Annotated in this window: 5 protein-coding genes; all 5 read left to right on the top strand. The window is 77.2% G+C overall.

All coding sequences use genetic code 11. From position 1 onward, the window contains the following. Window positions 1–463: YeeE/YedE family protein (locus GV126_RS30530; protein WP_159672701.1), on the top strand; the 463-nt coding region annotated here is incomplete at its 5' end. Beyond that, on the top strand, window positions 463–879 hold the full coding sequence (locus tag GV126_RS30525; RefSeq protein WP_159672699.1) for a YeeE/YedE thiosulfate transporter family protein: 417 nt from the start codon (window positions 463–465) through the stop codon (window positions 877–879). The genes GV126_RS30530 and GV126_RS30525, both read left to right, overlap by 1 nt. 448 nt (window positions 880–1327) lie before the next feature. After that, window positions 1328–2260 carry a bis(hydroxyethyl) terephthalate hydrolase gene (gene bdeA, locus GV126_RS30520; RefSeq protein WP_159672698.1) on the top strand — a complete coding sequence of 311 codons (933 nt, stop codon included), beginning with the start codon at window positions 1328–1330 and terminating at the stop codon, window positions 2258–2260. A gap of 215 nt (window positions 2261–2475) precedes the next feature. Then, entirely contained in the window at window positions 2476–5220 is a 2745-nt protein-coding gene (locus GV126_RS30515; RefSeq protein ID WP_159672696.1) for a helix-turn-helix transcriptional regulator, read from the top strand. Window positions 5221–5643: 423 nt separating this feature from the next. Further along, window positions 5644–6915, top strand: a complete 1272-nt coding sequence (locus tag GV126_RS30510; RefSeq protein ID WP_159672695.1) for a PucR family transcriptional regulator — start codon at window positions 5644–5646, stop codon at window positions 6913–6915. The last annotated feature ends 350 nt before the right edge of the window (window positions 6916–7265 follow it).

Genomic DNA, 7265 nt, shown 5'->3' with positions numbered 1-7265 from the left:
GCCCACCGTGACACCCACGGCGCAGCGCGCCGCACCTAAGCCCGCCTCCGCACCGCAGGCCGCGTATGAGCCGCAGTCGTCCGAAGCGGACGCCGACCCGGGCGCGAGCGAGAGTCCCGTGGCCTCGAGCCTGCGCCCGGCCCCCCTGGTCACCCAGGCTGCCCTGCTGGTGTCGATCTTCCTCGGCGGCTGGATCGCCGCGGTCACCTCCGGACGGTTCCAGCTCCGCTCCGACATGGGCCCGGGCTTCCGGAACCTGGTCACCGCCGACCCGATCGCCATGGTGGTCCTGCTGTTCGTGGGGGGCGTGCTGGTCGGCTTCGGCACCCGGCTGGCCGGAGGGTGCAACTCGGGGCACGGGCTGAACGGTTGCGGCCGACTGCGACCGGTCAGCCTGGTCGCGACCGCCGTGTTCTTCGGCACCGCCGTCGCGGTGTCGTTCCTGTTGTGGAAGGTGATCTGATGCGTACGCGAGGCGCGGTTCTGCTGGCCCACATCCTCACCGGGCTGGCCCTCGGCTACACCGTCGCCAACATCGGCTACGGTGACTACGCCGAGCTGAACCGCATGTTCACCTTCCAGGACCCGCGCATGCTGCTCTCCTTCGCCGGCGCCGTGGTGATCATCGTGGTCGCCTTCGCCCTGCTGCGGGTCCGCCGCACCCCCGGACGCATCCACGCCGGTGTGATTCCCGGCGCGGTGCTGTTCGGCACCGGTTGGGCGATCTCCGGCGGGTGCCCGGCGATCCCGATCACCCAGCTCGCCGGCGGATACCTGCCCGCCCTGGTCACCATCGCCGGCGTCACCGTCGGGATCCGGCTGTGCCGCTGGGCCAACGCCCGCTACTTCCGCCTCGACCGCGGCTCCTGCGGTCTGTGAGCCCTCGGGTCGGACCGTCCGCCGTCACCGCGTCGCCCCGGACGTCCGGCTGAGAAACCGAGGTGCCGTCCGCGGCGGACGCGGCGATACGGACCGTCAGCACCGAGCAGGCGGCCCTGAGTCGCGTCGGGCCGGAGCCGAGCGGCCCGAGGCGCATGCCGCCGCCATGCCACCGCTCTGCCGTCGACGTGCCGCTGCCCGTCCACGCTGCCGGAGCCGCCCAGTCCGCGCCACCGGGCCTGCCGACGTGTGAGCGTTCCCCGCCCGCCGGACCAGCGTGTTGCGGAGACCGGTGATATTGCCGATCCCCTCGGGGTCCCCGCGCACCGACAGTGGCACGGCACCTTCACCGGCGAGCCCGTCCGGCGGACCGGGAACGCGACCCCACGCGTTCCCGTGCCGTGTGCGGCCACCTGACGGGTCGTCGCCACGACAGAGAGGACGACGCGTGCACCCCAACCCCCACACCGAAGCCGCCCGCAGGGCACCCGGCCGACCGGCCTCCGCGACCCGGCGACGGCTCGCCGGCGCGGCGGCCGCGATCGCCGCGGTCGTCGGCCTCGGCACCCTCGGCACCCCGGGCGCCCACGCCGCCGACAACCCCTACGAGCGCGGTCCGGCGCCCACCGAGTCCAGCATCGAGGCGCTGCGCGGCCCGTACGCCGTGTCGGAGACCATGGTCTCCTCGCCGGCCGTCACCGGCTTCGGCGGCGGCACCGTCTACTACCCGACCAGCACCGCCGACGGCACGTTCGGCGCCGTCGTGATCGCGCCGGGCTTCACCGCCACCCAGTCCTCCCTGGCCTGGCTGGGCCCGCGCCTGGCCTCCCAGGGCTTCGTGGTGTTCACCATCGACACCCTCACCACGCTCGACCAGCCCGACTCCCGGGGCCGGCAGATGCTGGCCGCGCTGGACTACCTCACCCAGCGCAGCTCGGTCAGAAACCGCATCGACGGCTCCCGCCTCGGCGTCATGGGCCACTCGATGGGCGGCGGCGGCACGCTGGAGGCCGCCAAGTCCCGCCCGTCCCTCAAGGCGGCCATCCCCCTGACGCCCTGGAACACCGACAAGACCTGGCCGGAGGTCACCACCCCGACCCTCATCGTCGGCGCCGACGGCGACACGATCGCCCCCGTCCTCACCCACGCCGAGCCCTTCTACTCCACCCTGCCGTCCGGGACGGACCGCGCCTACCTGGAGCTGAACAACGCCACCCACTTCACGCCCAACACGTCCAACACGACGATCGCGAAGTACAGCATCTCCTGGCTCAAGCGGTTCATCGACGACGACACCCGCTACGAGCAGTTCCTGTGCCCGCTGCCGCGGCCGAGCCTGACCATCGAGGAGTACCGGGGCAACTGCCCCCACCACTCCTGACGTTCCACCGGCAGCACCCGGCGGCGGCCGCGCACCCCGGCGACCGCCGCCGGTGTTGTGCTGCCGCACGGCCACCGGGGCACGGCACTGTGCGCCGGCACAGGCCGCACCCTCGCCGGGGGTGGCGGATCCGCAGATGAACGGGCGTAGGCCCCGTCGAACCCTGTCCGGTCGTCGGCTTCCGCCGCTGGTCACGCACACGTAACCTCGCGGGAATGACCGGAGAGACGATCCCGTGTCCGGACGTGCGGATGCACGGCCGGAGCACGCAACGGCGCGCCGTGGGCGCGCTGCTGGACCGGCTGCGCACGCACGGCGCCGGGCTCGTCGTGACCGGCGAGCCCGGCGCCGGCCGCACCACCCTGCTGACCTGGGCCGCCCACGCGTTCACGGCCGGGCCCGTCCTGCACCTGACCGCAGGCCCCCGCACGCCCCCGCCGCCCGGCCCCGGCACGCACACGTGGCTGCCGGACCAGGGCGCCGACCCCCACACCTTGCTGGAGACCTGGCGCGCCGCCGCCGGCGGCCGGCCCCTGCTGGTCTGCGCGGACGACGCCCACCTGTGGAGCCCGGCCGCCCGGGCCGCCCTCGGCGCGGCGGCCGGACTCCTCCCCGGAACGGGCCGCGTCGGCCTCCTGGTCTCCGTCGCCGGACACCGCCCGCACGACGCCGAGTTCGCCCGGCTGCCCGTCCTGCGGCTCGACCCGCTGACCCGGCCGCAGGCCGCCACCCTGCTCGACGAGGCGACCGGCGGCGACCTCGACCCGGCCGTCCGCGCGGAGTTGCTGGCCGAGGCCGACGGCAACCCCGCGCTGCTGCTCGCCCTCGTCCGCCGCCTGTCACCGGCCGAACTGCGCGGACACCACCCCCTGCCGACGCCGCCGGCCGACGCCGCGACCCTCGCGGACGCGGCGGGCGGCGCCCTGACCGGGCTCGCCCCCGACGAGGACACCCGGACCCTGCTGCTGACGGTGGCGGCAGCCGTGGCCGCCGCGGACGGACCGCACGTCGACGCCGGCCTCGTCCACCGGGCCCTGCGGCATCTGCGGCCCGGGGCGCCCGATCCGGCCGCGCACGTGCCCGGGCCCCTCCTCCTCTCCGACGGCACCCTGCGGTTCCGCAGCACCCTGGTGCGCCGCGCCGTTCACGCCCTCGCCGAGCCAGGCCGGCGCCGCGCCGCGCACCGCGCGCTCGCCCGCGCCCTGGAGGCCGACGGCCACCGGCTGCCGGCCCTGCTGCACCGCTCCTGGTCCCTGACCGGTCCCGCGCCCCTGCTGGCCGGCCGGCTGGCGGCCGAGGCGTCCGACACCGCGGCACCGGTCTCCCACCGGTTGCGCGCGACGGCGTTGGCCCGGGCCGCCGAACTGACGCCGGACGGCCCGGCACGCGCCGAGCGCCGCACGGCCGCCGCCGAACAGGCGCTGCTCGCGGGCGAGCCCGAGCGGGCCCGCCGACTGCTCGCTCCCGCCCGCGGCCACGCCGCGCCGGCCGCGGTGCGGGGCCGCGCCGAGCTGGTGAGCGGCTTGACCGAACTGCGGGACGGGCCGGTGGACGACGCCCACCAGTCCCTGCTGCTGGCGGCCTCGCTGCTCGCCGCGCACGACCCCGGCCAGGCCGCGCGGGCCACGCTCGCCGCCGCCGACGCCGCCTGGGCGGCGGGGGACCTGACGGCCTGCCTCGCGACGCTCGGGACGGACACGGGACCCGGTGACGTGGTGCGCGACCACCGCAGCGGCATGCGGGCCCTGCTCGAAGGACACCTGGACCGGGCGGCCGCACCGCTCGGGCAGGTGGTGGCCCGCGCCGGGACCGACGACCGGCCCGAGACGCTGCTGCGATCGGCAGCCGCGGCCCTGCTGCTCGGCGAGGTGGACGCCGCCCGCCGGGCCGGCGCCCGGGCGCTGGCCGCCGCCCGGCACCTCGGCTCCGACGCGCTCGTCCCGCAGGCGCTGGAGTACCTCGCCTACGCCGAACTGCGCGCCGGACGGCACGCCCAGGCCCGCGCCCACGCCGAGGAGGGCCTGCGCACCGCGCTGCGGACGGGCCGGCGCAACACGGCCGCCCACCACCACGCCGCCCTCGCCCTCGCGGCCTCGATCGACGAGGAACCGGACGTGGTGGCCCGGCACGTGGACGCCGCGCTGACCACGGCCCGGCGCCACGGACTCGCCCAGGCGGCCACCCTCGCGCAGTGGGCGGCGGCCCGCGCCGACCTCGGACGCGGCCGTCCCCTCGACGCCGCCGACCGGCTCGCACTGCTCGTCCTGCCCGGCCCCCGGCGCGGCCACTTCGCCGTGTGGCGCCTGGCCGTCCCCTGCTTCGTCGAGGCCGCGGTGCTCACCGGGCGGCACGCCGACGCCCGGACGCTCCTGGCCGACTTCGCCGGCTGGGCGGCGTTCGGCGCCGGCCCCCAGTCGGTCGCCCAACTCGCCCGCTGCCGCGCGCTGCTGGCCCCGCCCGCCCGCGCCGACGCCCTCTACCGGCAGGTCCTGGCCCGGCACGACGAAACCGGCGGCGACTTCGAACGCGCCCGCACCGCCCTGCTGTACGGCAAGTGGCTGCGCCGGCGCCGCAGACCCAAGGAGGCGCGGGACCAGCTCGGCACGGCCCTGGCCGGCTTCGAACGCAGCGGCGCCGGCGTGTGGGCCGAACAGACCCGGGGCGAACTGCGTGCGATCGGCGCGGCCACCCGAGGGACGGGCACCGGGGCGCTGGCCCGGCTCACCCCGCAGCAACTGCGCATCGCCCGGCAGGTCGCCGAGGGCGCCACCAACCGGGAGGTGGCGCTGAGCCTCGCCGTCAGCACCCGCACCGTCGACTACCACCTCCGCAAGGTCTTCGCGGCGCTCGGCGTGCGCTCCCGCGTGGAGCTGGCCCGCATGGTCGACGAGGCGGAGAAGACCGCCGGGGAAGTCCGGGGAACGACGGTCGAACCCCGAGGAAGGGCGGCGGGACTCTGAGGAACGGCCGCGCAACTCCGGTAGGGACGGCGGGTCTTCGAGGAACGGCCGCGCAACTCCGGAAGGAGCGGCGGACCTTCGAGGAACGGGCACGCAACTACGCAAGGGGCGGCTGGTATTCAAGGAACGGCTGGCCAACTCCGAGAGGAACGGCGGGATTTCGAGGAGCGGCGGGTCTTCGAGGAACGACCCCGCAACTCCGCAAGGGACGGCGGGTCTTCGAGGAACGGCGGCGTAACTCCTGAAGGGGCCGCGGAATTCCGAGGAAACCACCGCGCGACTCCGACAGACCGCTGCACACCCCTGGGGACCGACCAGACGGTATGCCATCCTTCGGGGCAGGACGAGTCAGGGGACCGGCCCCGCGCGGGCACCCGCCCGCGCGCGCCGCCGCTGGAAGCCCGAGCCCGGGGGAGGGCCGCCATGCACCACGCCGTACGGTCACGAGCCGCGATCCGCACCGCACCGGCACCCGTTCCGCGCCCGCGGACCCGGCGTGCCACGTCGCTGACCGACGCCGACGCGCTGCGCGTTCTGCACCGGGCCGCCCACGTGCTCCTGGACGACCTGCCCGACCTCACCGACCGCCTGGTGGCCCTGCTCCAGGAACAGGAGCCCGCCTACCGGGCGGCCGTGGCCGGCGATCCCACCGGGACCTGGCAGGAGGCGCACCGCTCACTGCGGCACAGTGTGGCCTCGCTGATCGACCCGCGCAGCGCCCGGGACGCGGCCCGCCGCTGCTCGTGGCGGATCGGCGCCGACCGCGCCGAGCAGGGGCTGCCGCTGGACGCCCTGCTGCACGCGTTCCGCCTGGGCGGCTCCCTGGTGTGGCAGCGGCTCGTCGAGGAGACCTCGCGGACCGCCCCCGAGGACGTGCGGCTGCTGGTGCACGTGGCGGCCGACGTGTGGAACTTCGTGGACGAGCACTGCACGCTCGTCGCCGACGCCTACCGGCAGGTCGAGTGGCAGCTCAACCGGCGCCGCGAGAACCGGGCCCGGCTGCTGGCCGCGGCCCTGCTGGACGGCACCAGCCGCATCGCCGACCTGCCCGAGGCCGCCCAGGCCCTCGACCTGCCTGAGCACGGCCGGTACGTCGTCGTCGCCGTGGCCGGCGGCCACCCCGCGCGCTGCGCCGCCGCCCGGGCCGCGGCCGTACCGGCGGGGGCGCGCGTCCACTGGCACGCCGGGGTGGACGTGGACCACGCGATCGTCCTGGTCGGCGACGACGGCCCGCCCGAGCCGGCCGCCGGCCCGGCCGGACTCGCGCCGGGCATCCGGATCGGCGTCAGCGCCCCCGTCGACGGGCTGGCCGCCGTCGGCGACGCCCGCCGTCTGGCCGACACCGCCCTGAGCATCTGCCCCGCCTCCGGCGGCACGGTCCGCCTCGCCGAGCACCTGCCCGCCGCGATGGTGGTCTCCAGCCCGGAACTCGGCCGCGCCCTCGCCGAGCGGATCCTCGGCCCGCTGCTGCGCCTGGAACCCGCCGACCGGGAGGTCCTCCTGGACACCCTGACGCCCTGGCTGGCCTGCGACGGCTCGGCCCAGCGGGCGGGGGAGAAGCTCTACTGCCACCGCAACACCGTCCTCAACCGCCTGCGCCGTTGCGAACAGCTCACCGGCCGCTCCCTGACCCGCCCGTCCGACCTGGTCGAGGTCACTCTGGCCCTCACGGCCCACCGGCTGCTGGGCGCCTGAACGCACAGGCCGCGCGGGCCTGCCTGCCCCACGACCACCGACCGAACGTCCGCCCGCTCCCCCGGTACGGCCGTCCCCGCCTCCGGTCCCGCCGTCCCGACGCCGGCGTAGGCGCCGCAACCCCGCCCCCCGGGCTCCGGCGCCGCGCCGGCGCGCGCCGCCCGGCCGCGCCGCCCGCCCCGCGCGCGCCCGGGGCCGCCCCCCCCGCCCGGCGCCGGCCCGCGGGCGCGGCCGGGGTGCGGCGCGCCCGCGGGGGTCGCGCGGGCCCCCCCCCGAGGCCGCCGGCGCCCCGCCGGCGCGCCCCGCCCCCCCCGCCCCCGCCGCGCCCCCCCCCCCCGCGCGGCCCGCCC

It is taken from the genome of Streptomyces mexicanus, from assembly GCF_902506575.1.
GTDB lineage: Bacteria > Actinomycetota > Actinomycetes > Streptomycetales > Streptomycetaceae > Streptomyces > Streptomyces mexicanus.
This window is presented reverse-complemented; position numbering and strand designations above follow the sequence as displayed.